Annotated in this window: 19 protein-coding genes; 11 read left to right on the top strand and 8 right to left on the bottom strand. The window is 73.4% G+C overall.

Translation table 11 applies throughout. The features are described from left to right. The 11 genes from EKD16_RS22460 to EKD16_RS22410 all read left to right on the top strand — a co-directional run bounded on the left by EKD16_RS22460 (position 1) and on the right by EKD16_RS22410 (position 12,179). Entirely contained in the window at positions 1-1,470 is a 1,470-nt protein-coding gene (locus EKD16_RS22460) for an SCO6880 family protein (RefSeq protein WP_131101162.1), read from the top strand. A 22-nt stretch (positions 1,471-1,492) separates the two neighbouring features. Next, entirely contained in the window at positions 1,493-3,058 is a 1,566-nt protein-coding gene (locus EKD16_RS22455) for a hypothetical protein (RefSeq protein WP_131101160.1), read from the top strand. 6 nt (positions 3,059-3,064) lie between these two features. After that, positions 3,065-4,972, top strand: coding sequence for a type IV secretory system conjugative DNA transfer family protein (locus EKD16_RS22450; RefSeq protein WP_131101158.1), 1,908 nt, complete (start codon positions 3,065-3,067; stop codon positions 4,970-4,972). Positions 4,973-5,146: 174 nt separating this feature from the next. Next, complete coding sequence (locus tag EKD16_RS22445; protein WP_131101157.1) at positions 5,147-6,376, top strand: hypothetical protein; 1,230 nt, start codon at positions 5,147-5,149, stop codon at positions 6,374-6,376. A gap of 87 nt (positions 6,377-6,463) precedes the next feature. After that, the gene (locus tag EKD16_RS22440; protein ID WP_131101155.1) at positions 6,464-7,393 is read left to right on the top strand and encodes a hypothetical protein; all 930 of its coding nucleotides are present in this window, start codon (positions 6,464-6,466) and stop codon (positions 7,391-7,393) included. Positions 7,394-7,483: 90 nt separating this feature from the next. After that, the gene (locus EKD16_RS22435; RefSeq protein ID WP_131101154.1) at positions 7,484-9,190 is read left to right on the top strand and encodes a hypothetical protein; all 1,707 of its coding nucleotides are present in this window, start codon (positions 7,484-7,486) and stop codon (positions 9,188-9,190) included. 60 nt (positions 9,191-9,250) lie between these two features. Next, a complete protein-coding gene (locus EKD16_RS22430) occupies positions 9,251-9,796 on the top strand; it encodes a DUF4913 domain-containing protein (protein ID WP_131101152.1) in 546 nt (181 codons plus the stop codon). Between the two features lie 166 nt (positions 9,797-9,962). Further along, positions 9,963-10,550, top strand: coding sequence for a hypothetical protein (locus EKD16_RS22425; RefSeq protein ID WP_131101150.1), 588 nt, complete (start codon positions 9,963-9,965; stop codon positions 10,548-10,550). Positions 10,551-10,552: 2 nt separating this feature from the next. Beyond that, complete coding sequence (locus EKD16_RS22420) at positions 10,553-10,906, top strand: hypothetical protein (protein WP_131101148.1); 354 nt, start codon at positions 10,553-10,555, stop codon at positions 10,904-10,906. 29 nt (positions 10,907-10,935) lie between these two features. After that, positions 10,936-11,724, top strand: a complete 789-nt coding sequence (locus tag EKD16_RS22415) for a hypothetical protein (protein ID WP_131101146.1) — start codon at positions 10,936-10,938, stop codon at positions 11,722-11,724. 2 nt (positions 11,725-11,726) lie between these two features. Further along, the gene (locus EKD16_RS22410; RefSeq protein ID WP_131101144.1) at positions 11,727-12,179 is read left to right on the top strand and encodes a hypothetical protein; all 453 of its coding nucleotides are present in this window, start codon (positions 11,727-11,729) and stop codon (positions 12,177-12,179) included. Between the two features lie 30 nt (positions 12,180-12,209). On the opposite strand, the gene EKD16_RS22405 is transcribed toward EKD16_RS22410, so the two are convergent. The 8 genes from EKD16_RS22405 to EKD16_RS22370 form a co-directional block, all read right to left on the bottom strand. After that, a complete protein-coding gene (locus EKD16_RS22405) occupies positions 12,210-12,752 on the bottom strand; it encodes a hypothetical protein (protein ID WP_131101142.1) in 543 nt (180 codons plus the stop codon). Further along, positions 12,749-13,645 (bottom strand): hypothetical protein, encoded by an 897-nt coding sequence (locus tag EKD16_RS22400; RefSeq protein ID WP_131101140.1) that lies wholly within the window; start codon positions 13,643-13,645, stop codon positions 12,749-12,751. The genes EKD16_RS22405 and EKD16_RS22400 overlap by 4 nt, the downstream gene beginning before the upstream one ends. Continuing rightward, positions 13,642-14,013, bottom strand: coding sequence for a hypothetical protein (locus EKD16_RS22395; protein WP_131101138.1), 372 nt, complete (start codon positions 14,011-14,013; stop codon positions 13,642-13,644). The genes EKD16_RS22400 and EKD16_RS22395 overlap by 4 nt, the downstream gene beginning before the upstream one ends. 28 nt (positions 14,014-14,041) lie before the next feature. Beyond that, on the bottom strand, positions 14,042-14,539 hold the full coding sequence (locus EKD16_RS22390; RefSeq protein ID WP_131101136.1) for a hypothetical protein: 498 nt from the start codon (positions 14,537-14,539) through the stop codon (positions 14,042-14,044). Positions 14,540-14,566: 27 nt separating this feature from the next. Further along, entirely contained in the window at positions 14,567-16,516 is a 1,950-nt protein-coding gene (locus EKD16_RS22385; protein WP_131101134.1) for a protein kinase domain-containing protein, read from the bottom strand. A 141-nt stretch (positions 16,517-16,657) separates the two neighbouring features. Next, entirely contained in the window at positions 16,658-18,934 is a 2,277-nt protein-coding gene (locus EKD16_RS22380) for a DUF3488 and transglutaminase-like domain-containing protein (RefSeq protein WP_131101132.1), read from the bottom strand. Continuing rightward, complete coding sequence (locus EKD16_RS22375) at positions 18,931-20,145, bottom strand: DUF58 domain-containing protein (protein WP_242677123.1); 1,215 nt, start codon at positions 20,143-20,145, stop codon at positions 18,931-18,933. Before EKD16_RS22375 ends, EKD16_RS22380 begins: the two co-directional genes overlap by 4 nt. Next, positions 20,138-21,106 carry an AAA family ATPase gene (locus tag EKD16_RS22370; protein ID WP_394347358.1) on the bottom strand — a complete coding sequence of 323 codons (969 nt, stop codon included), beginning with the start codon at positions 21,104-21,106 and terminating at the stop codon, positions 20,138-20,140. The genes EKD16_RS22375 and EKD16_RS22370 overlap by 8 nt, the downstream gene beginning before the upstream one ends. Positions 21,107-21,113: the final 7 nt, after the last annotated feature.

Below are 21,113 nucleotides of genomic sequence, written 5' to 3'. Positions count from 1 at the left end.
ATGCCCCGCACTTACGGAGGATGGCGCCGCCGCCGCAGCATCGGGCTGTTCGGTCTGAGCTTCAACGGGACCGTCGCCCTGCTGCTCGGCCTGATCGTGCTGATGCTCTCCGGCCTGTACGCGCCCTCGGTCGCTGCGGTGCTCCTGCCGGTCATGGCGCTGGCGTTCCTGCTCGCCGCGGTCCCGGTGCAGGGCGGTTCGCTGCTGAGCTTCCTGCTGACCCGGCTGCGCTGGTGGTGGGCGTCGGTGCTGGGGCACACCCGCTTCCGCGCCGGAGTGCTGATCGAGCATCCGCGGGCCTTCCAGCTGCCCGGAGTCCTGGCCCCGGTCACCCTGCTCTCCTGCGAGGACGGCCGGGGCGGCCGGTTCGGGATCGCGTGGAACCGCAGGTTGGGCCACATGACCGCGACCATCCTCGTCTCGTCCAACTCGGTGTGGCTGGCCGAGCCCTCCGACGTCGACGGCTGGGTCGCCAACTGGCACCAGTGGCTGGCCTCCTTCGGCTACATGCCGTGGGTGCAGTGGGTGACCGTGACAGTGGAGTCGCGCCCCGACCCCGGGTCCGCGCTGCGCCACGGCGTGTCCTCCCAGATCGACCCGAACTCCCCGCAGGCCGCCCAGAAGATCGTGCAGGACCTGGTGAAACAGGCGCCCAGCGTCAGTGCCCAGGTCGAGACGCGGGTCTCCGTGACCTTCGACCCCCGCAGGTTCCCCGCCAACCCCAAGGACCGCATGCAGGCGGCGGCGGAGATCAGCAACTACCTCACCCAGATCGAGGGCAGCCTCGCCGGCACGGGCGTCAGCGTGCTGGGCCGGGCGAGTCCGCAGCAGCTCGTCGGGATGGTGCGCAGCGCCTACGACCCGGCCTCGCTGAGCGACGTCAACACCCGGCTGCGCACCGATCCCGAGTCGATCGAGACCGGCGACTGGACCGACGCTGTACCGGTCGACGCCGAGACATTCCACGACCACTATCTGCACGACAGCGGCACCAGCGTCGCCTGGATCTGGCAGGAGGCGCCGCGCACCCACGTCACCAGCACGGTCCTCGCCGAGCTGCTGGCGCCGACCCGGTGGACCAAGCGGACGACGCTGCTGTTCCGCCCGTGGCCGGCCGCAGCGGCGGCGCGCGCCCTGGAGGCGCAGAACTCCGCTGCGCAATACCGCAGCGAGCTGTCCTGGCGGGTCCGCCGCCGTGTCAGCGCCCGGGACCACCAGGACCTCGCCTACGCGAAGCAGGCCGCCCAGGAGGAGACGCGCGGCGCGGGACTGGTCCAGATGAGCCTCTACGCCTCGGTCACCGTGGAGGACCCCGAGCGGCTGCGGCAGGCGGTCTCGCACACCGAATCGGCGGCGGAGACGTCGCGGATCCGGCTGCGCCGGGCCTGGGGCAGCCAGGACGTGGCCTTCGCGGCGACCCTGCCGCTGGGCGTGTGCCCGCCCTACCTCGTCCAGCGCGGCATGGGATAGCACGACCAGGAAGCGAGCTGACATGACCATCGCCGAGCGGCAGGACCCGCGCGAGCAGCGGCGCCGCGAGAAGCAGAAGCGCGCGCAGGGCAGGCGGCGGAGTCGGGAGCAAGCGGAGAACGGGCGGCCCGACGACGGGGCTGACCACCGGAGTGGCCGCGAGCCCGAAACCATCGCCCCCGTGCGCGGGTGGCGGCACCGCGGCGGCGGGGTCGCGGTCAACATCCCCCACGTCGTGGAGTACCAGGCCACCACCGCGCAGGCGTGCGGCCTGTTCCCCTTCGTCACCAGCAGCAAGCCGCCCTCCGTCGGCACACCGATCGGCCGCGACCTCCTCTCCGGCGAGGTGGTCTGCCTGGACCCCATGGCCTGGCTGCGCGCCGGGCTGGTCACCAACCCCGGCTGCTTCGTACTCGGCCAGCCGGGCACCGGCAAGTCCACCTTCGTCAAGCGGCTGGTGACCGGGGCCGTGGCCTTCGGCTCCCAGGCGATCGTCCTGGGCGACACCAAACCCGACTACACCGAGCTGATCAGCCATCTGGGCGGCCAGGTGGTGCGGATCGGCCGCGGGCTCGATCGCATCAACCCGCTCGACGCCGGGCCGCTGGGCGGGATCACCGGCCGCCTCAGCCCGGTGGAGCGGGAGAAGCTGCGCTGGGAGGTGCGGTCCCGCCGCATCTCGCTGCTGATGGCGCTGTGCACGCTCATCCGCGAGGACCGCATCACCAACGCCGAGGAGGTCGTGCTGGGCGCGGCCGTGGACCTGCTGGACGAGCGCCTGGCCGGCTCCCGCGAGCCGACGGTGGTCGACGTGCTCAAGGTCGTCGAGGAGGGGCCGGACTCGTTGCGGGCCTTCGCCCGCGCCGACGGCGGCGAGCGGTACGACAACCGCGTGGACGACCTCGTCTTCACGCTGCGGCTGCTGTGCACGGGTTCGCTCGCCGGGGTCTTCGACGGCGAGACCACCAACCCGTTGGACATGGAGTCGCCCGGGGTGAGCGTCGACATCTCCCGTGTCGGCGCCGCAGGGGACAAGCTGCTGACCGCGGCGATGCTGTGCACGTGGAGCTACGGGTTCGGCATGGTCGACGCCGCCTCGGTGCTGGCCGAGCACGGCGCGATCCGCCGCCGCTCCTACATCGGCGTGATGGACGAGCTGTGGCGCGCCCTGCGGGGCGCACCGGGCCTGGTGGAGTTCGCGGACTCCCTCACCCGGCTCAACCGGTCCAAGGGCATGGCCTCGGTGATGGTGACGCACTCGCTGAGCGACCTGGAGGCGCTGGCCAACGAAGAGGACCGCGCCAAGGCCCGCGGGTTCGTGGACCGCTCGGCCATCACCGTCCTGGCGGGCCTGCCCCCGCGCGAACTCGCCTGGGTCAACCGGATCACGCCGCTGACGGGACCCGAGCAGGGGCTGGTGTCGTCGTGGTCCTCCCCGGACTCCTGGCAGCCCGGCGCGCGCCACCCCGGTCGCGGCAAGTACCTGATCAAGACCGGCGCCGAGCGGCTCGGCATCCCGGTGCAGATGTCGCTCACGCGCGACGAACTCGCCCTCTACGACACCGACCAGGCGATCCGCAAGGAGTGAGGCGCCATGGCGCGCAGACGCCCCAAGTACCAGGTCCGCGGCGGTGCGGCCGCGGCCGGTGCGCCACCGCTGCTCGTGCTGCTCGCGCTGTGGGGCGCCGTGGGGCTGGCCTACCTGTTCTGGGTGGCGGCTTGGGCCGCCGCGGAGCTGGCCGGGGGCCGCGTCGGGGAGTTCGGCGCCTCCTGGACGCTCGCCCTGGTGCTGTGGGAAACGGAGACCACATGGCCGGGCGTCTCCACCCCGCTGGTGGTGCTGCTGTTCGCCCCGATGTCCGCACTGGCTCTGGCCGCGGTGTGGCTGCTGCTGAAGGTGGCGCACCGCCTGGTCTACGGCCAGCCCGACGCGGTCGCGGCGCTGAACAAGGGCAACGCGACCATCGCCGAACTCGCCCGCCCCGAGGCCGCCGAGAAGGCGCTGCGACTGCGCAAGCACAGTCTGCGCAAGCAGGGTCGGCGCAACCGCCGGGCCGCCCGGCTGCCGGAGGCCGACGTCGGTCTGGTCATCGGCGACGTGAAAGGCCAAGGACGCGGCAAGGGGCCGCGGCTGTTCGCCTCCTGGGAGGACACCGTGCTGGCCTACATGGCGCCCCGGGCCGGCAAAACGACGGCGATGGCGATCCCCTACGTGCTGGACGCGCCCGGCCCGGCGCTGGCGACCAGCAACAAAGGCGACGTCTGGGCGGCCACGGCGAGCCTGCGCGAGCAGTCCACCGGTGAGCGGGTGTGGTTGTTCGACCCCCAGCACGTCACCCACCAGCAGCGGGACTTCTGGTGGGACCCGCTGGCCGGGGTACGCAGCGTCGAGGACGCCTACCGGCTGTCCGGGCATTTCGTCCTCACCATCGACGACGACTCCAAGAAGGACATGTGGGGGCCCGCGGCGCGCGCCCTGCTCTCCCAGCTGATGCTGGCCGCGGCGCTGGGCGGCGAGTCGCTGGCCAAGGTCGGCGAGTGGCTGCACGACACCAAACTGCCCCAGCCCGTCGACCTGCTCTTCGAGCACGGGTTCGTGGCCTATGCCGAGGCGCTGCGCGAAACCCAGAACATCGTGGCCGAGACCCGCGACGGCATCTACACCACCGCCCGTACGGCCGCGCGCTGCCTGGACGATCCGCAGATCATGGCATGGGTGACTCCCGCGAACGCCTCGGTGCCCGCCTTCGAGCCGCGGGAGTTCGTGAAGTCCAAGGAGACGCTGTACCTGCTGAGCAAGTCGCGCGCGGCGGCCGCACCGCTGATCGCCGCCCTGACCGACGCAGTGTTCATCGCGGGCGAGGAGGCGTCGGAGGGCCAGGGCGGCCGGCTCGACCCGCCGCTCGTCGCCGTGCTGGACGAGGCCGCCAACATCTGCAAGATCGCCGACCTGCCCGACCTCTACTCCCACCTGGGCTCGCGCGGGATCGTGCCGGTCACGATCCTGCAGAGCTACCGGCAGGGCGTGCGGGTGTGGACGGAGAACGGGATGGAGGCGATGTGGTCGGCGGCGACGGTGAAGGTGTTCGGCGCCGGACTCGACGACCACAAGATCGTCGAGGCGCTGTCCAAGCTCATCGGCCAGCACGACATCTCCACCACCTCCTTCAGCTACGGCGAAGGCAAGGGCAACCACTCGGTGCAGCTGCGCCGCCAGGAGATCATGCAGGGTTCCGACATCCGGCGGATCGAGAAGGGCGAGTGCCTGCTGTTCGCGACTGCGGCGCAGCCCGCCCTCCTGCGCATGCGGCCCTGGTACGCGACCGGTCGGGCCGGGATCGTCTCGGCCGCGATCAAGAAGGCCGAGCAGAGCATCACCACCGAAGCCCGGATCGGCGAGCGGCTCCGCAGCGGGCGCGACGAGGCCGATGGGCGCGGCTTCTCCGGCATTGACGGGGCGACGGCCGTCGGCGGCTCGGCGCAGCCGCCGCCCCGCGGATAGGAGCCGACCGTGGCCGAAACCCGCAGACCGGGCCCGCCTCCGCCCGTGGCCGCACGCCGGGGCGGCGGTCCCGCGCGCCGGGCGGGCGGCGGATCGGAACGGGAGGCCCAAGGGGCCGGCGGGCGCGGTGCCGAGCCGACGGGCCGCGGCGGCTCGAACCGGCAGGACGAAGCTGTGGGCGACGCCCCGCAGCGGTCCGGCTCCCCGCCGGGGGGCACGCTCGGCGCCGAGGGCGGTACGCGGCGCACCGGCGGCGGCGTGCCGCGGGGATCGCTGGACGCGGGTTCGCCCCCGGTGTCCGCGCGCTCCGGCGAGTACGCCGAGGCCGTCGTCGAGGCGCTGCGCTCGATCGCGCGGATGGTCGGCTGGGTGCTGTCGCTTTTGGACATCGTCCGCCGGACACTGGTGGACATGGCGCGGACCACGGCGGGCGTCCTGCTGGGCGCGGCCCGCCGGGCCCCCTCCGTCGCGGGATTCCTGCGCGGCCGGACCCTCGGCGGCGCAGTGCGGCGCCACGTGGCCGTACTGAAGGACGAGGGGCCCCAGTGGGCCGGCGGCGTACGCGACCGTGCCCTTGCCCGCGTCGAGCAGAGCGCGCGGGCCGAGCGCACGGCCGCACGCGCGGGTGTCTCCGCCGCGGAGGGTAGGCGCGCGGAGCTGCTGGCGCGGGCGCAGAGCCGCCGCCGGGCTCTCGAACGCGCAGTGGAGACCAGCTCCGCCGGGTACCTGCGTGCCGCCCGCGGAAAAGGCGATCCGGAGGCCGTCGCAGCCGCGGAACGACGCCGAAGGAGCGACTTCCGGTCCGCGGAGCGCAAGGCCGGCAAGCTGCGGCGCAAGGCCCGCAACGAAGGCGATCGGCTGGTGCGCGCCGCGCAGGCGGCCGCGCGGACCGAGTTGCACGGCGTCGAACAGCGACGGCGGGCAGCCGTCGACACGATCGAGCGGGCGCACGCCGCCTACGTGGGCGACGGGGTGTCCCGGGGGAGCGGCGCCCAGGACCACGCGAGCCGTCTGGCCAGGCTCGAAGAGCTCCGCGACGACTTCATGCCCCATCGGCGCAGGGCCGGCAAAGAGGCGCGCAGGTTCGTCACACAGTCGTTGGACACGGCGTATGGGCAGCACACCGCGGCCGTGCGGCGGTTCCGCGCGGCGGTGGACGCGGCGCACGCGGATTTCGCGGCACCCGCGGCCGGCGGTCGCCGTCGGGCGCCGGAAAGGCCCGCGGCCCATGCCGCGGACACCGGACGCGGCCCGGCTCCCGATGCGTCGAAGGTGCCTGTGTCTGTGTCTGTGTCTGCGCCCCTGCCGAGCAGGCGGCGGCGGGAGCGCGGGCACACGCCTACCGCTCGCCCCGACCGGCGTCCCCGATTGCCGCGGCCCCGGATGCGGGGGAGGGGCCGGTAGCCGTGCACGGACGAACGCCTCCGCTTTCGTCGGCTCGCGGCCACTTCGCAGCGCCGGCGTGGGATCTCCGTATTCGAGGGAGGAACGATGGATCACCGTGAGCGGTTCTACGGCGATGGGGAGAACCCGTTCGGGATGCCGCGGGGGTGGTTCAGCGGAGCGCTCCTGGAGCGCTGGCGCATGAACGTGTTGCGGGTGGCCGCGCGGTCGCGCGAGGGTCGCGGCCCGCGTCCGGACCCGCCCTACGAGCCACCTCCGATCGATCCCGCCGAGGACCGGGCCGAGACCCCCGACCTGCGCGGGATGGTCGACTACGCCGCCGATCGGCGGCTCTGGGACGCGGTCGAGCACCTGAACAAGGGCGGGCGCGGCGAGGCGGCGCATGCGCTGCGCCGCTGGGAGAGGAGTTACCGCAGCACGGCCGAGCGGGAGCTCTTCTGGGCGCACCGGTCGCAGGAGCGCCGGCGGTTCGAGTCCTTCGAGCCGCTGGGGGCCCCAGGAGCCGACAAACACGAGAGCGCGCACGACCCCGAAGGAACCGCGACGTATCTGGACATCGCGGACCACCTGTGGAATACCGACATGCCGGCGGTGGCGGAAGAGGCCCGTCGCCGGATGGCCGCGTACCGTGAGCGCCACCTGCGGCGGCGCTACGACGCCTACGCGCGCCTGCAGCGGCTCTGGGGGACGCCCCGCTACCGCCCGTTCGCCAGATGGCGCCTGAGGCGGGCGGTGCTCGCCCTTTCCGCGGACGAGGCCGCCGACCGGGTGCGCTTCAGCCTCGCGGGCCTGACCCCGCCCGAGATTTCGACGGGTGGCGGCGGCAGGCCGCCGACCCGGGCCGAGGTGGCGCGCACCGCCACCCCCGTCCTCGCCGACCAGGTCGAGCTGCACCTGCACGAGAAGTCGACCGGAGAAGACGCGAGGCGGCGCCGCTTCGGCGGCGCACCATCGGTCGCCTCCGCCGATCCCCGGCGTCCCCGGTTCCGACGCGGGCGCCGAAACCGGGGGCGGTGAGCAGCGCCCCGCAGCGGTCGGCCGACGGGACCGCAAAGGTTCGCCCGGGGGCCCCGCCGGCCCCGTATACAGGCGATATCGGAGGAGCGAATGGAAATACGTCAGCAGGACGCGGCCACCCCCCTCCTGGACGACGACGCCGCCCGCATCAGGCGGCGCACCCGGGCGCGCGTGCCCGGAGCCGGCGGCCGCGACGGTGGGAGCGGCGTCTCGGGAGACGCCGGCCGGGACATCGTCGAGGCGCTGCTGCACGCCGCCATGCGGGCCCCGATCGGCCGACAGGGCATGAGCAGCGCCGGTCAACTGCGCACCGCTGCGCTCTACTTCCATCTCGGGCGCAGGCCCGCGAGTGAGCGCGGGCAGGCGCCCCTGTGCGCCGACGAGCACCTGGGACGCCCCTCGGAGGTGGTCTTCGCCGGGGTGGAGCTGGTGCGGCAGGCCGACGCCGGCCGTGCGGCTCGGGAACTGCCGGGAGTCGCCCTCGACCGCATCCGCCGGGTGCAGGCCCGGGCCGACTTCGCGACGCTGCAGCAGGTGCTGCACGAAGAGCCGCGCGCACAGCGGCTGCAGCAGACGGCGCGTGCCGGTCTGCAGGAGAAGAGCCCCGGCGGCGAACTGCCGCCCGAGCAGCATTGGCGCCGCGCCCTCGACGGCGGGGACCTCCGCCGCATGCTGCCGCGGGACCTCGCCGTCGCCTGGCTCAGCGCCGCAATGTCCGGCCAGGGTGAGGCCCGCGACGCGCAGAAGCGGTTGGCGGGGATGCTCGCGGAGAAGCACCCGCAGCTGATGGCCGCGCTAGAGCGCGGCATGGCGGGCGATCCGAGCTGGACCGGCGACACCGAATCCGCCGATCTCGACAAGCCCGGCGCCGTGGCGCGCGCGAGCGGGACAGCGGACCAGCGCGCCGTGCCGTCCATGGAGGAGTACTGGACCAAGGCCCTGCCGTGGTTCATCGACAAGCGGGCGGACCTCGGCAGGCTGCACGACGCGCTGGAGTCGATCCAGGCAGCGGTGAAGGACGGCGCCCTTCCGGTGGAGCATCTGCTCACCGCGGTCGACAACGCGAAGCAGGGCGTGCCCGGCTTCGCCGCGGCCTACAGTCGGCGCCGCGAGACGGAGGAGCGCCGGGGGGCCCAGACCGGTGCCGGCGACGCCGCACTCGACGCACTCGACGACCTGCGCGGCCATCCGGTGAACAGCGATCCGCGCGACCGGTCCGCCGGCTTCCGGCGGCTGCAGGCCGCCTACCCCGGCCCCGACACCCCCGATGGGGGTGCCGACCGGGCGCCGCGGCATGAAGAAGCCCAGGCGTCCCGTGTCCCCGAGGAGGGCCGGCTGCCCGCCGACGCCGCGCAGTTGGGCAGGGGGTACGCCCGCGCCGGGTTCGAGTCGTCGGCGGGCACGCTGCGTCCACGCCAGGAGCACGCCGCGAGACCCGAGGCGGAGGAGATGTTCGCGGCGCAGCGCCGCGACGGCGAGTCCGCCGGGCGCAGCGGCCCCCGCGGGCGCGGTGACCCGGGCGGACTCTTCGACGACCCCCGGCGCACGCCCGCGCCCGTCCGCGGCCCGCGTCCGGACCGGGCCGGGGCGCCCGACCGCGGCACCTACACGGCGCGTCCCGCCGGGCATGCGCGGCCGCCGCTCCCCGCGGATTCCCGGCTGCCGAACGCTGCGAACTCCTGGCCGGCCGCGCGGGGGAGTCTGACGCGGCGCGGACGGAGCCGCATCGTCAGTGTGCAGACGACGCGGAGCCGCGAAACCCGGCGGCGGGAGCAGCGGACAGCGCAGCGGCGCTGACGCGCGCACCCGTATCCGGCAGGCACGACACGACCACGAACGAGGAAGGGCCCGAACGCGATGACGGCAGACGGGATCGAGCGCGCCGCAAGCGCCGACGAGGAGGGGAGCGGACCGGGGTCCGGCGGCTCCGCGGCCGAGGAGCGCGGGGGCGCGCGGGACGGCGGCGGGGACGGGCGGGCGCCGGCGGCGGAGTCGCCCGGTGTCGCCGAGGCGGTGGCCGCGCTGGAGGAGGACCCGGACGAGGAGGGCGCCGACGAGGCGACGCCGCAGCCCGTTTTCAAGAACGTCGAGGAGTTCGTCCGTTACCGGTTCGTCCCGGTCTACATCCGTCCGGAGGGCGGTCAGTTCCGCTGGTGCAAGGAGTGGTGGCGCCACCCCGAGGCGGTTTCGCGTTTCCAGGCCCTCTGGCACGCCTGGGAGGTGCTGCGCTGGGAGCCGGGCACGGGCATGGCCGTGTGGTACCGCGACCACCTGGACTTCCAGCTGAACATCCTGCTCGGCGACACCGGACCGTTCCGCGAATGCACCTCCCGGCGCCACCAGGCGCCCCGGCCGCTGCCGGTGGAGCCCGCGCCCCAGGGCTGGTTCGAGGACGAGTGGTGACGCCGCGGTAGTCAGCGCCGGCTCTTCCGGCGCCGGGCGTGCCACAGCCCGGATCGGGCGGGGTTCGCGCGTATTTAAGCCGCTCGAAACCCGGCGTCGCCGCGCCCGTCTCCGTCGGATTGTAGAAATACGTGGGTTCCGGCGGGGATGCGCAGGCGGAGGCGCGGTGACGGGTATAGAGCTGCTCGGCTTCCTTCTCTCCGCGTCCGCGCTCGCGATGGCCGCCGGGGCGATCTGGGCCCGCTGGTCCGGGCGTCCGGAGAACGACGAACTGCACGGACGGGCGGTCGATTACCGGTTGAAGGCGCAGAGCACCCCCGATGTGATCGAATACCGGTTCTTGACACTGCTCGGCGAGACGTTCCGGGCAGCCGACCGTCCCTGGACCAAGCAGGTGCAAAGCGCCCGGGAGAACGCCGAGAACGCGGCGCAGGACGCCGCGACCCGCGCGAAACACGTCCAGGGGTTCGGTGAGTCGCTCGCGGACGCGGAGCAGGCGGCCGACACGCTGCTCGGTCCGCCCCGGGGCATCGGTGCCGCATGGCGCGGCCTCGGGCGCACGGTGGGCCCGCTCGGCCGCGCACCCGGGGGCGCGGCGCGGATCGTGGCCCGGGTGCCGGACCCGTTCGCCCGGGAACCGAACGCCCGGAACAGCAGGGTGGGTACGGCCGTTCCGGGCGGCCGCGGACGGCGGGACCGAGGGCCTGCGCCCGGGGCCGCGGACATCGCATCCCGGCGAGGGAAGAGGGGCTGACCATGGCGTTCGTCTGGGGGATCGCGCTCGGGGCCGTGATCCTGGCCGCACTCCGGTGGGCGCTGAGCAGACATCTCGTCGCGCACCGCGCCTACCGGGGTTGGCAGGAGGGGTGGACGGTTCTGGAGGCGCGCTCCACGGCCCAGCTGGAGCGATGGGGAGAGCTGGGTGGATGCGAAGGCGCGTTCCTGGCATGGCGGAATCTGCTGTCGGATGCCGCCGGGCCGGGGACGCGCTCCGCACCGGACGCCGACGGCATGACCGCTGAGGAGCGCGCTGCCGCGTTCGACGAGACCGCGCACTATGTCCGGACGGTGCTCGACTCGTCGGGCGTCGCGAGTCCCGGTTCCCACTAGACGGACGCGAAACGCGGGAAGAGACCGCTATGGGAGTGTACGGGGGACTGCTGCTCGCCGGCGTCTGCCTCTTCGCCGGAGTGATGGCCGCATTGGCCGTCAGGCGCGTCATCCGCGGTGGGAGGGCGGCGATCAGCCGTGCCCGCAGCGAGGCGAGGCTGAGGCGCTTCGACTCCAACAATCTGGTGCTCGAAGCGGAGGCGAACCTCCCCCGAGCGAGAGAGGACGCGCGCCGGGCGAGAATGAACGGCACGCTCCGGCGCAGCGCCGTATCGGTGCTGGAGATGAAGGAGTCCGCGGACGCGTCGGCGAAGCGTTCGCGCCAGTCGTTCGACGCCTTCGACAACCGGCGGGCGGCGCTGCTCGATCGGCTTGGAAGGGCGGGGTGGGTCGCGTACCGGGACGGCGCGCTGGTGTTCCTCGACCGAAGGTCCGCATCGCCCCGCAAGCGGCGCAATGCGCACCAGCTCTATACGGCACTGACGTCGATGGAGGACGCTCGGCGGGCGTGTCGCGAAAGCGGCGTGCCCAGCGGAGAGACGGACCCGATCGGGTTCACCCGCGAGGACGCCGACAGGATGAACGCCGCGCTCGACGACCGGGGTATCGACGAGAAGGGCCTTTACCGGAGAGTCAAGGCGAACGCCGAAGGCGGAGAGTTGCTCCCGCGGGCGGAGCAGACCTCGGATCGGAGGTTCCGCCAGGCGGTGCACATGAACCCGGGACTGCCACGGAGGCTGGATCCGGCGACGGCCCGCCGGTCCAGGGGCGCGGAGAAGCCGCGCTCTCCGGGAACCCAGAGCGCGAGGCGGTTGTGACCATGGACGAGGCGGTTCAGATAGCGGTCGGTGCGGCGTTCCTCGGCATCGCCGTCGTCATCTGCGGAATCGTGTTCCGGGAATCGTTCGAGCGCTTCCGGTCGCATCGGCACGACTACCCCTCCATACTCCTCCCGTTGGAGCAGACCAGACGGATGCAGGAGCTGCGCTACGGCGCATACCGCACCAAGCGCGGACTGCTGGAGGACGCCGAGGCGCGTATCCTCGGCGGGACCGAGGACAAGGGCGCCGTCGTGGCTCGGCTCGACCGCGATCTCGCCCGAGTCGACGCCGAACTCGCCATCGGCGGCGAGGAGGTCGAGAGCGAGACGGCCGCCGGACTCGATCGCGCAGCCCGGCTGCGGAGCCTGGCCGTCTGGCTGGATGCGGCCTTCATGCTCGGTTGCGTCGTGCTGGTGCTGCTCGCGGCGGTCGCCGCGGCGCTGCTCGTGTGACGCATCCCGTCGAGAGGCGACCGCGGGCCCCTACGGCATCGTGTAGGCGTAGTAGCCGGCGATCACCGTGCAGATGAGAGAGAGGACGAGGAACACCCACTCGGCGCGGACCGCGACGCGCAGCATCGCCTCCTTGCGCTGCCGGGTCCGCCATGTGGCGTGGTCGATCGCGCGTTCCCGCTCCCGCAGCCGCTCGGTGATCGCGTCGAACTCCGCGTCGAGTTCACCTAGCTCCTCCGGAGTCCAGGGCGGATCCGGCGGATCGGCGGCGCCCTCGCCGCGGGCCCGCCGTAGTGCCTCCTCCATCCCGCTCTTGAGCACCTGCTCTTTGCGGTCCACGATCGCGCGTTCGTCGAGTGTCGCCTGCAGCTGAAGGGACACCTTCTGAGCGTCGCCGCGGTTCAGGATGTGGCGGTCGGGCGTCTCCCACCGCTGCCGGCGCAGGCGCAGAAACGAAAAGCACGCTGTCGCGGCCGCAAGGGCGAAGCAGAGGTTGACCGCAAAGGCTTCGATGATGTCCTCCGAGTCGTCGTACTGCTGTGTGGTCTCCGGCGCGGCGCGCCGAACGGTCATCGGCTGCGCTTGCTCGGGGAGTTCCGGTCCCGGTTGCGGAGCCGGACCCGTTTACCCGGTTTCGCCGCCTTTGCTTCGCGCTTCTTGTCGTCCTTCTTCGGTGGCACCGGCTGGTGTGCGGCATCGACTCGGGTGATCTCAGCCGCTTTTTTGCCCGAGTCGTCGACCGTAGTCATCTTCTCGGTCATCCCCGTCGCGTCGATCACTTTCTGGCTTTCGGTCGGGAAGTACGGGGACAGATCGTCGATCAGTCGTTCGGGGGTCTTCAACGGGCGCGTCCCGGTGATCGCCTCGACCGCACGGGTGATGGGCTCGCCCACCGGGGCGGCGGACCTTTCATCGCCGTAGTAGCGCGCGATCTGCTCGTATTCGAGCATCGCCGCGCCGAGTCTCGCCAGATTGTTCCGGTAATCGGTCAGCCGCGCAATGGCGGTATTGGCCTGCGCGGCGGTGAGGGGTTTCTTGTCGGGCCGCATGCGCAGCTGCCGCCGGTTCGGACTGGCGCGTATCCTGGGCTGCCGGGCCGGATCCAGCATCTCGACAAGTGACTGCTCGGTGGCGCCCACCGTCTGGAAGTCCGCTACGAAGTGCTCGAATTGCCGGTGCTGCACTTCGGCCGGTTTTATGATGTCTGTCTGCAGCGCATGGTATTCTGCCGCCAGCCGGCTCTGCACGGATTCGAATTCGATGGGGATGAGCTGGTCTCTGCGGTGTTTTTCGCCGCTCAGCGAGTCCGCTTTCGCCCGGCCCATGGTGGGATTGCGCGCCAGTTGGCGGTTGAGGGTGTCTGCCAGGTTCTCGACCGTCATCCGGAGCGAAGGGAGGTATCTGCTGGCCGTGAAAAACAGAATCCCCGCCGTCACGATCAGCGCGGCGATGACTTCGGGACTCAACGCTGCCGTCCCCCTTCGCCTGATTGCGCCTGCGTCACGTGTGCCGCCGCCTCCGCGTCGAGTTCACCGAGTTTCTCATCGACCTCCGGCGAGGGGTCGCCGGCGAGCGCACCGGTTTGGTGGTCGCTGACGAGCATCCGGTATCGGGGAAGAAGCAGATCCAACAGGAGCTTCTTCTCTCGCAATGCGATCTCGGCGAGCCGCAAGTGCTGCTGCCGGTCGGCGAGTCGGGACGCCCGGGGGAAACCGGAGTCGAAAGACAGCGGCTTTCTGTAGGCGCCTTTCAGGATCATGAACACCGCCATCCCCGTGCGGAGAACGAACACCCCCACACAGGCGCCCAGTACGAGTGTCTGTACGTCGCTCAAACGTCTCCTCTTGTTCGAAGGGGCGGTGTCAGCGGCGCCTTCCGCGGCTGGTGGCGGCGTGCAGGCTGCCCGGTAGCGGGTCTCCGGTGTTCACACCCCTGCGCCCGAGCTCCGCGCGCCTGGCTGCCGCGTCCTTCTTGTCTCCCATCGTCGCGTGCAGCACGTGCGGTCGTTGCTCGTGCAGGGCGCCGAGTCCGTTGTAGTTGTCCATCAGCAGGTTCTTGCCGTGCTCTGCGACGTTGTCCAGAGACTTGCCGACCGCGTTGTCCGCGAGCTGCCCCAGCGCCTGCCGCCGGTCGTTGTCCGCCTTGAGTTCGCGGATCCGGACGTCCTCCGCGTCGAACCTGTGCTGTTCCGTGTCGATCTGGCCTTCCAGCCGGGTCTTTCTTCGTCTGAGCCGGTCGATGAGGATGCCGACGGCCGGGGTGACGAGTGCACTGATGACGATCAGGTTGTTCTGTACCAGCGACTGCAGCGTCTGCAGGAAACTGCTCGCTGCCTCCAGGAAATCTACGACGGCCTCCAAACGCGACGAGGACTCGATCAGCCGCTATCACTGCCGGGTATCGCGGTCCGTGCACACCTCCTCCGACGTCGCGGCCAGCTCGGTGGAGCGCACCGCCACCACGCGGAAGCAGTACTCGACCTCCGGGTTGAGGCCGGTGATCTCCACGTCCGTCTCTCCCGCCGCGAGTCCCGCCATGGTGGTGTCCTCGTCGGCGCCGACCGGGCCGCCGACGATGAAATGGGTCGCCGCGCCTCGGGTGTTGTCGGCCCACGTCAGCATCACGCTGATGTTGCCGTCGCGCAGTTCCACGTCGGTGGGGGCGAAATCGGCCGGGGAGGTTCCGGGGCTCGGCTGCGGGGACCGGGCGCCGGCTGCAGCGGCCCCGCCGCCGTCCCCCTCGGCGTCCTGGGCCGCGTCCTCGGCGGCCTGGGCGCCTCCGGGGGCGTCGGCGGCGGGAGCCTGCCCGCCGGGTGCGGAAGGCTCCGCCTGCCGCTGGGCGGAGGGTTCGGCTCCTGCCTGCGGGGGCGGCGCATCGGGCATGAGCGACGGCAGCAGGGACGACGCCCACCACGCGAGCCCGGAGACCGCCACGAGCAGCGCCGCCAAGGCGAGCGCGAAGAGGGCCGCGCGGCCCACACGGCGGCGCGGACGGCCCGCGGTACCGCTGCCGCGGCCGGGACCCCTCTGAAAGCCCCGGCCGTAGGCCGCGGGCCCGCCCCCTGCGGAGACGCCGAGTCCCTCGCCGGTATCTCCATCGGTGCCGCGGGCAGGAGCCGCGTCCGCGGCGTGGAGTGCGTAGGGCGGCTCGGGTACGGCGTCCAAACCCTCCTTCCCCGCGGAGACCTCCGGCTCTTTCGCAGCGGTTCCGGCGGACTCGGCCGCCTCGCGCACATACGGGGCGACCGGGTCGGCGAAGGACCGCTCCTGCGCCGCAGGGGCGTCGATCTCGCCCTCCTGGGCGGCGCGGTCGCCGCGCGGGGACTGGTGGTCCCCGCTTTCCGCGGCGTCTTCGACCGCGGGGAGCTTCCGCGCGGGTTCCGACGTCTCGCCCTGCCCGTCCCGGAAGACTCCCGCCGCCGCGGGCCCGGCGGCGCCCCAGTCCTGTGGACGGGCGCCGGGCCGCCGGAGTTCGCGGCGGTGCGGCTCTGCGGGCGAATCGAGGCCAGGCGCTGACACGCCTTCGCTGCGCAGCATCCGCGCGAGGTCGGTGGCGCTGCTCAGCCGCTCACCCGGATCGGTGGCCAGCGCGTACAGCAGCACCCGCTGCAGCCACTCGGGCGTGTCGTCCCGCGGCACGCGAGGCGGCGGGGAACCGAGCACGCGGGCCCGGTACGCGGCGGCGGAGACCTCCCGGCCGTCGGCGAACGGGGCGTGCCCGGCCAGCAGCGTCCACACCGTGGACGCAAGCCGGTACACGTCCGAGGCGGTGCCCGGTGTGCCGCCGCTCAGCTCCTCCGGCGGCGCGTGCTCCAGGACCCCGTCGCGGTAGTGCACCGGCGGGAACGGGTGGTTCAGCGTCAGCGCCGAGCCGAAGTCGATGAGCGCGGGCCCGAACCGCGCGCGCAGGATGTTCTCCGGCGCCACCGCGTGGTGCAGCAGTCCGCGCGAGTGCACCGCGGCCAGCGCCTCGGCCACCTCCGCGCCCACGGTGACGGCCTCGGTCGGCGACAGCGGCCCCTCCTCGGCGAGGATGCGGCCGTAGTCGCCGTCGGGGCACTCCTCCATGACCGCGTAGGGGCGGCCCCCCTCGGTCGTGCCGTGCTGCAGCAGCGAGTGGACTCCGCGGTTCGCGGAGTGCATCCGCCACAGCTCGATCTCGTCGCGCTGCTCGAAGGGACCCCGGGAGCGGGCGAGCTTGACCACCACGGAAACGTCGCCGGGCCCGCGCTTGGCCCGGTACAGCACGGAGTCCGCACCGCTGTACAGTGGCTCGGGCGTGTGCACCCCGGGAACGCTCCACGCCGCCGGTCGCCCACGATCCGAGTGGTCACTCATGGCGCGCCTCCTGTCCGCGGCCGCCCGGCCGTTGCGCAGTAGCCGCCCGCACCCTCCGCTGCCGTACGGCTCGGGACGCGGGGCCCCGGCCGCCGGTGCGGCGAGTGCGGCCGGCAGAGCCGACCGGGCCGCGCCCTGTCCTCATCGGCGCCTCCAGAAAAGCGGGCGGGGGTCGAGCCACCACATCAGGCGGCGGCCCCAGGCGAGTCGGTGCCGCAGAGCCGCTGTGTAGGCACGTACTTCAGCGGAGGCGGCGGCCGCGTCGTCGGCGCCGACCCGGCCGGGGCGCTCCTGCGGGGGGACGAACGCCGTCGCGTTCAGCGTCCTGCCCAGCGTCCAGGCGCGGCTGCCGCCCTCGGCGGGCGGCAGCAGTTCGTCGGAGCGCGCCAGCACGTCGGAGACGGTGTCGGAGGGCCGCGGCGCCGCTCCTGCCAGCCGCAGGCTGTCGCGCAGCTCCCACCAAGCGCCGTCGAGGCGGCGGCGCGGATCGCGCGCACCGAGCCGGACGCCGCGCCGAGCGCCGCGCAGGGTGCCCGCCAGCAGCGCGCCCAGGACGAGCGCCGCGGCGATGCCCGCTGCGGTACGGCCGACCAGCCCCCAGGCGTAGGCGACGTCCAGCGGCGCGCCGGTCACCCGGAAGAATCCGGCCTCCTCCTGATGCGCCCCGGCGCCCGCTTGGCCGCCGGTGGCACCGCCGCCCCCGCCGGCCGCGGACTCCGACGTGGCGCCGTTCCGCTTCGGATCGCCGGGGGTGACGTCGAACGGTGCCCAGCCCACCCCCTCCAGGTAGACCTCGCCCCAGGCCACGGCGTCGCCGGAGCGGACGAGTCGGCCGCCGCCGTCGGCGGGCGTGCCCCGCCCGAAGCCGACGACCACGCGGCTGGGCAGCCCGGAGGCGCGCGCCAGCAGTGCGAAGGCGCTGGCGAACTGCCCCGACGTTCCGCCGCCGCCCTGCTCGTGCGGGGGTACCAGCAGCTTTGCGAGATTGGCGTAGCCGTGCCCGCCCGGCGCCTCGGGGTCGAAGCCGTAGTTGCCGCGCAGATGGCCCGCCAGCCAGTTCGCGCGCTGGTAGGGGGTGCCGTCGCCGTAGGCCGCGGCGATCCGCTCGATCTCCGGTGGCGCCCCCTCGGGCAGTGCCAGATACGGCGCGAACTCCTGCCGGTCGGGTTTGCCGGCCTCCTTGAGATCGGCCTCCTTGTACTCGGGCGCGTGGCCCAGCGCGGTGTACTGCAGTCCGTCGACCGGTCCCGTCCTGGTGCGCAGCGTCGCCGAGGACGGCTCGAACGCGACGGCGACCCCTTCCACCCGGTGCGGCACGCCGGCCACCGGCAGCCAGTGACCGGGAAGCCCCTCTACGTCCACGGTGACCAGCCGGGGATCGCCCGGCGGCACTTCGTGCTCCAGATCGGGGAGCACCTCCGACGAAGCGCGGTAACGCCCGGCGGGCAGCCACGTCACCCCGTCGAAGTCGGAGAGGGTCGCCCACCGCAACTCCGTGGGCACCTCGGAGGTGACGCGCAGCAGCCGCTGCCCCGGCTCGGCCGACCAGGCGGCCAGGTAGCTCAGCGGGCTCACCGCCGGGGTGTCCCGCTCCGGCGGCGCGACGGCGGCGCGGGGGTCGGCGGGACGGAACGGCGTACCGTAGAGCGCCAGCGGTCCGACGTAGGCCGTCAGCGCGGCCACCAGCGCCAGGACTCCGGCGAGGCTCAGCGCCCGCGGCAGCGCGCGGGCCCACCGCCTGCCGCCGGTGCCGTCGGCGATGGGACGCACCGCCGCACCCGTGTCGGGGGAGTCGCCGCCGGCGCCGTCTGTGCCCCGCGCCGCACCGGAGTCCACCGCGGCCGCCAGTACTACGACGGCCGCGAGGGCGAACAGCGCGGCGGGATAGTACGCCGGTCGCACCTCGGGCCCGTTGAGCACGGCGGCGCCCGCCAGCGCCAGTAGCGGGCACAGCAGCGCGGTCAGCGGGTGCCCGCCGCGCACCGCCAGCACGGACGCGGCAGCCGCCAGCCAGACGCCCGAGGCGGGCAGCGCGAGCGTGTCCGCGGCGACGGCGGTCGGCAGCGAGCTGGTCAGGATGCGGGCGCCGGAGTGGGCGACCGCGTCCACCGTGCCCCACAGCAGATGCTCGCGCGGTCCGGGCACCGTCGCCACCAGCGCCGTCACCCCGCCTATCGCGACCGGCAGTCCCGCCAGCAGGGTCGCGACCGCGCTCAGCCGTCGACGCAGCAGCACCGTCACCGACACGGCCGCCACCGCCCAGCCGCTGAGCAGGGCCGCGACCGCGAGCGGCTGCACGTAACCCGGCGCGACGGCGAGTCCGGGCGCCGCCCCCGCGGCCGCGAGAGCGACCGGAACCGCCGCGGCGCGCACGAACTTGCGCACCGCGTCCCCCGCCGCCTCCACCGGGGCCGTCATGCCGACCACCGCTCGCCGTCCCAGCGTGCGGCCAGGTCGCGGGCGTCGCGGGCGTCGACCACCGTGACGCCGGGGATCGCGCCGATCGGCCGACCGTACGACCGCAGCGCGATCAGCACGAGCCGCGGGTAGAGGTCGCCCAGTCGGGCGAACAGGCGCGCTTCCGCCCCCGTGATCGACGCGCTGACCAGCACGACCGTGTCGCCGAAGGGGCGGTTGCGCAGCCGCCACAGCTCCTCGGGCAACTCGGCGTCCGCGCTGATGCGGGCCTCGGCCAGCAAGTCCAGCAGCGGCGCCAGCCGCCCGGTGCTCTCCAACGACCGCCCGCTGACCAGGCGCAACTCGCAGGCCCACCGGCCGGCGACCGACGTCGCCGCCACGGCCGCCGCTGCTCCGCAGACCTCGTCCAGCGCCGCGAGTTCGTCGCCGGCCGCGCCGCCGCGGTCGTCGGCGACGACGGTGAGCCGGGTGTGCGAGGTGTCCAGGTGCTCGCGGACCATGAGCTTGCCGTGGCGAGCCGAGCTGCGCCAGTGGATGTGCCGCACGTCGTCGCCGGCGACGTAGTCGCGCAGCGTGTGGAAGCTGACGCTGCCGGCGCGCCCGCCGTCGAACACGCCCTGCGGGTCGTCGCTGCGGCCGACCGGCATCGTGCCCAGCGGGTCCCAACGGGGGTGCACCCAGACCCGCTCGGTGCCGCCGGAGGTGCGCCGGGTCGCCACCAGGCCCAGCGGGTCGCGCCGCCGCGACTCCAGCGGCCCCAGGTCGAGCACGCCGCGCCGCTCGGCGACCAGTCGGTAGCCCACCGGGCCGCTGTCGCCGGGGCGGGCGGCGGGCAGCTCCACCGACCGCGTCCCGGTGGGACCGCTCACGCGATCGGCGAGCAGGTGCGCACCGCGCCCGCGGCCGTCCTCGGCCGTGCCGAGCAGGACCTCGATCTCGTCGCCGGGCGACACCCGCGGTGCCGGCACCGAGCGCCATACCCGCATCGGCCGCAGCCGGCCCACCAGGACCACCGACACCACCAGCACCGCGAACGGGACCGCGCCCAGCACGATCAGTTCCCGATAACCGAACGCGGCACCGGCGGCGAGCAGCGCGGCGCCGCCCGCAAGCACCAGCCAGCCGCGCACGGTGGGAAGCGCGGCGCCGCCGGCCGCCCCCGGTTTCACCGCGCCGGTGCGTCCGCGCGAGCCGCGGGGCGCCTCACCCACCGCCGAACTGCACCGGTTGCGGGGTGGGCGTCCGGTCGACGATGTCTGCCATGACGTCCGCCGGACTGCGGCCGCTGACCGCCGATCCCGCGGCCAGGACCAGCCGGTGCGCCCATACCGGCACCGCCAGCGCCTTCACGTCCTCCGGGGTGGCGTAGTGACGGCCCTCGGTGAGGACGAACATGCGCAGCGCCCGCATCAGCGCCGCGGTGGCGCGGGGCGAGACACCCACGTGGATCTCGTCGTGCCCGCGGCTCGTGTGCGCGAGGTCCAGCGCGTAGCGGTAGATGGCCTCGTGGATGTGCACCCGCTCGGCGGCCGCGGTGGTCTCGGCGAGCCGGTCCGCGTCGACCACGGTCTGCAGGTCCGCCGTGGCCGTGAGCCGGTCGCCGCGCATGATCGCCAACTCGGAGTCGGCGTCGGGGTACCCCAGCGACAGCCGGATGAGGAAGCGGTCCAGCTGGGCCTCCGGCAGCCGGTAGGTGCCGTCCATCTCCACCGGGTTCTGGGTCGCCACCACCAGGAACGGGCGCGGCACCGGGTACCGCTTGCCGTCGACGGTGACTTGGCGCTCCTCCATGACCTCCAGCAGCGCCGACTGCGCTTTGGGCGAGGCGCGGTTGATCTCGTCGGCGATGACGACGTTGCCGAACACCGGTCCCGGGTGGAACTGGAACTCGCGGGTGTCCTGGTTGAACACCGGGACCCCGGTGACGTCGGAGGGCAGCAGGTCGGGGGTGAACTGGATACGGTGCCATTCGCCGTCGGTCGCGGCGGCGATCGCCCGGGCCAGCGTGGTCTTGCCGACACCGGGCACGTCCTCCAGCAGCACATGGCCTTCGCTGAGCATGGCCACCAGGGCGAGGCGGACCATGTCGGTTTTGCCCAGGACCGCGGACCCGACCTCGGCGGCCAGGCGGTGGAACCGGGCCGCGTGCTCGGCGGCCTCGGACTCGGTCAGCGGGGCC

The organism is Streptomonospora litoralis (genome assembly GCF_004323735.1).
Lineage (GTDB): Bacteria > Actinomycetota > Actinomycetes > Streptosporangiales > Streptosporangiaceae > Streptomonospora > Streptomonospora litoralis.
Note: the sequence above shows the minus strand (reverse complement) of the source record. Positions and strands in the feature narration are given on the sequence as shown.

Bases quoted from the DNA above. Each gene is read 5' to 3' on its own strand.
- EKD16_RS22420 (WP_131101148.1), top strand. From the start codon at position 10,553: ATGGCGTTCGTCTGGGGGATCGCGCTCGGGGCCGTGATCCTGGCCGCA.
- EKD16_RS22405 (WP_131101142.1), bottom strand. From the start codon at position 12,752: ATGACCGTTCGGCGCGCCGCGCCGGAGACCACACAGCAGTACGACGAC.
- EKD16_RS22430 (WP_131101152.1), top strand. From the start codon at position 9,251: ATGACGGCAGACGGGATCGAGCGCGCCGCAAGCGCCGACGAGGAGGGG.
- EKD16_RS22415 (WP_131101146.1), top strand. From the start codon at position 10,936: ATGGGAGTGTACGGGGGACTGCTGCTCGCCGGCGTCTGCCTCTTCGCC.
- EKD16_RS22385 (WP_131101134.1), bottom strand. From the start codon at position 16,516: ATGAGTGACCACTCGGATCGTGGGCGACCGGCGGCGTGGAGCGTTCCC.
- EKD16_RS22455 (WP_131101160.1), top strand. From the start codon at position 1,493: ATGACCATCGCCGAGCGGCAGGACCCGCGCGAGCAGCGGCGCCGCGAG.
- EKD16_RS22410 (WP_131101144.1), top strand. From the start codon at position 11,727: ATGGACGAGGCGGTTCAGATAGCGGTCGGTGCGGCGTTCCTCGGCATC.
- EKD16_RS22380 (WP_131101132.1), bottom strand. From the start codon at position 18,934: ATGACGGCCCCGGTGGAGGCGGCGGGGGACGCGGTGCGCAAGTTCGTG.
- EKD16_RS22460 (WP_131101162.1), top strand. From the start codon at position 1: ATGCCCCGCACTTACGGAGGATGGCGCCGCCGCCGCAGCATCGGGCTG.
- EKD16_RS22440 (WP_131101155.1), top strand. From the start codon at position 6,464: ATGGATCACCGTGAGCGGTTCTACGGCGATGGGGAGAACCCGTTCGGG.
- EKD16_RS22450 (WP_131101158.1), top strand. From the start codon at position 3,065: ATGGCGCGCAGACGCCCCAAGTACCAGGTCCGCGGCGGTGCGGCCGCG.
- EKD16_RS22435 (WP_131101154.1), top strand. From the start codon at position 7,484: ATGGAAATACGTCAGCAGGACGCGGCCACCCCCCTCCTGGACGACGAC.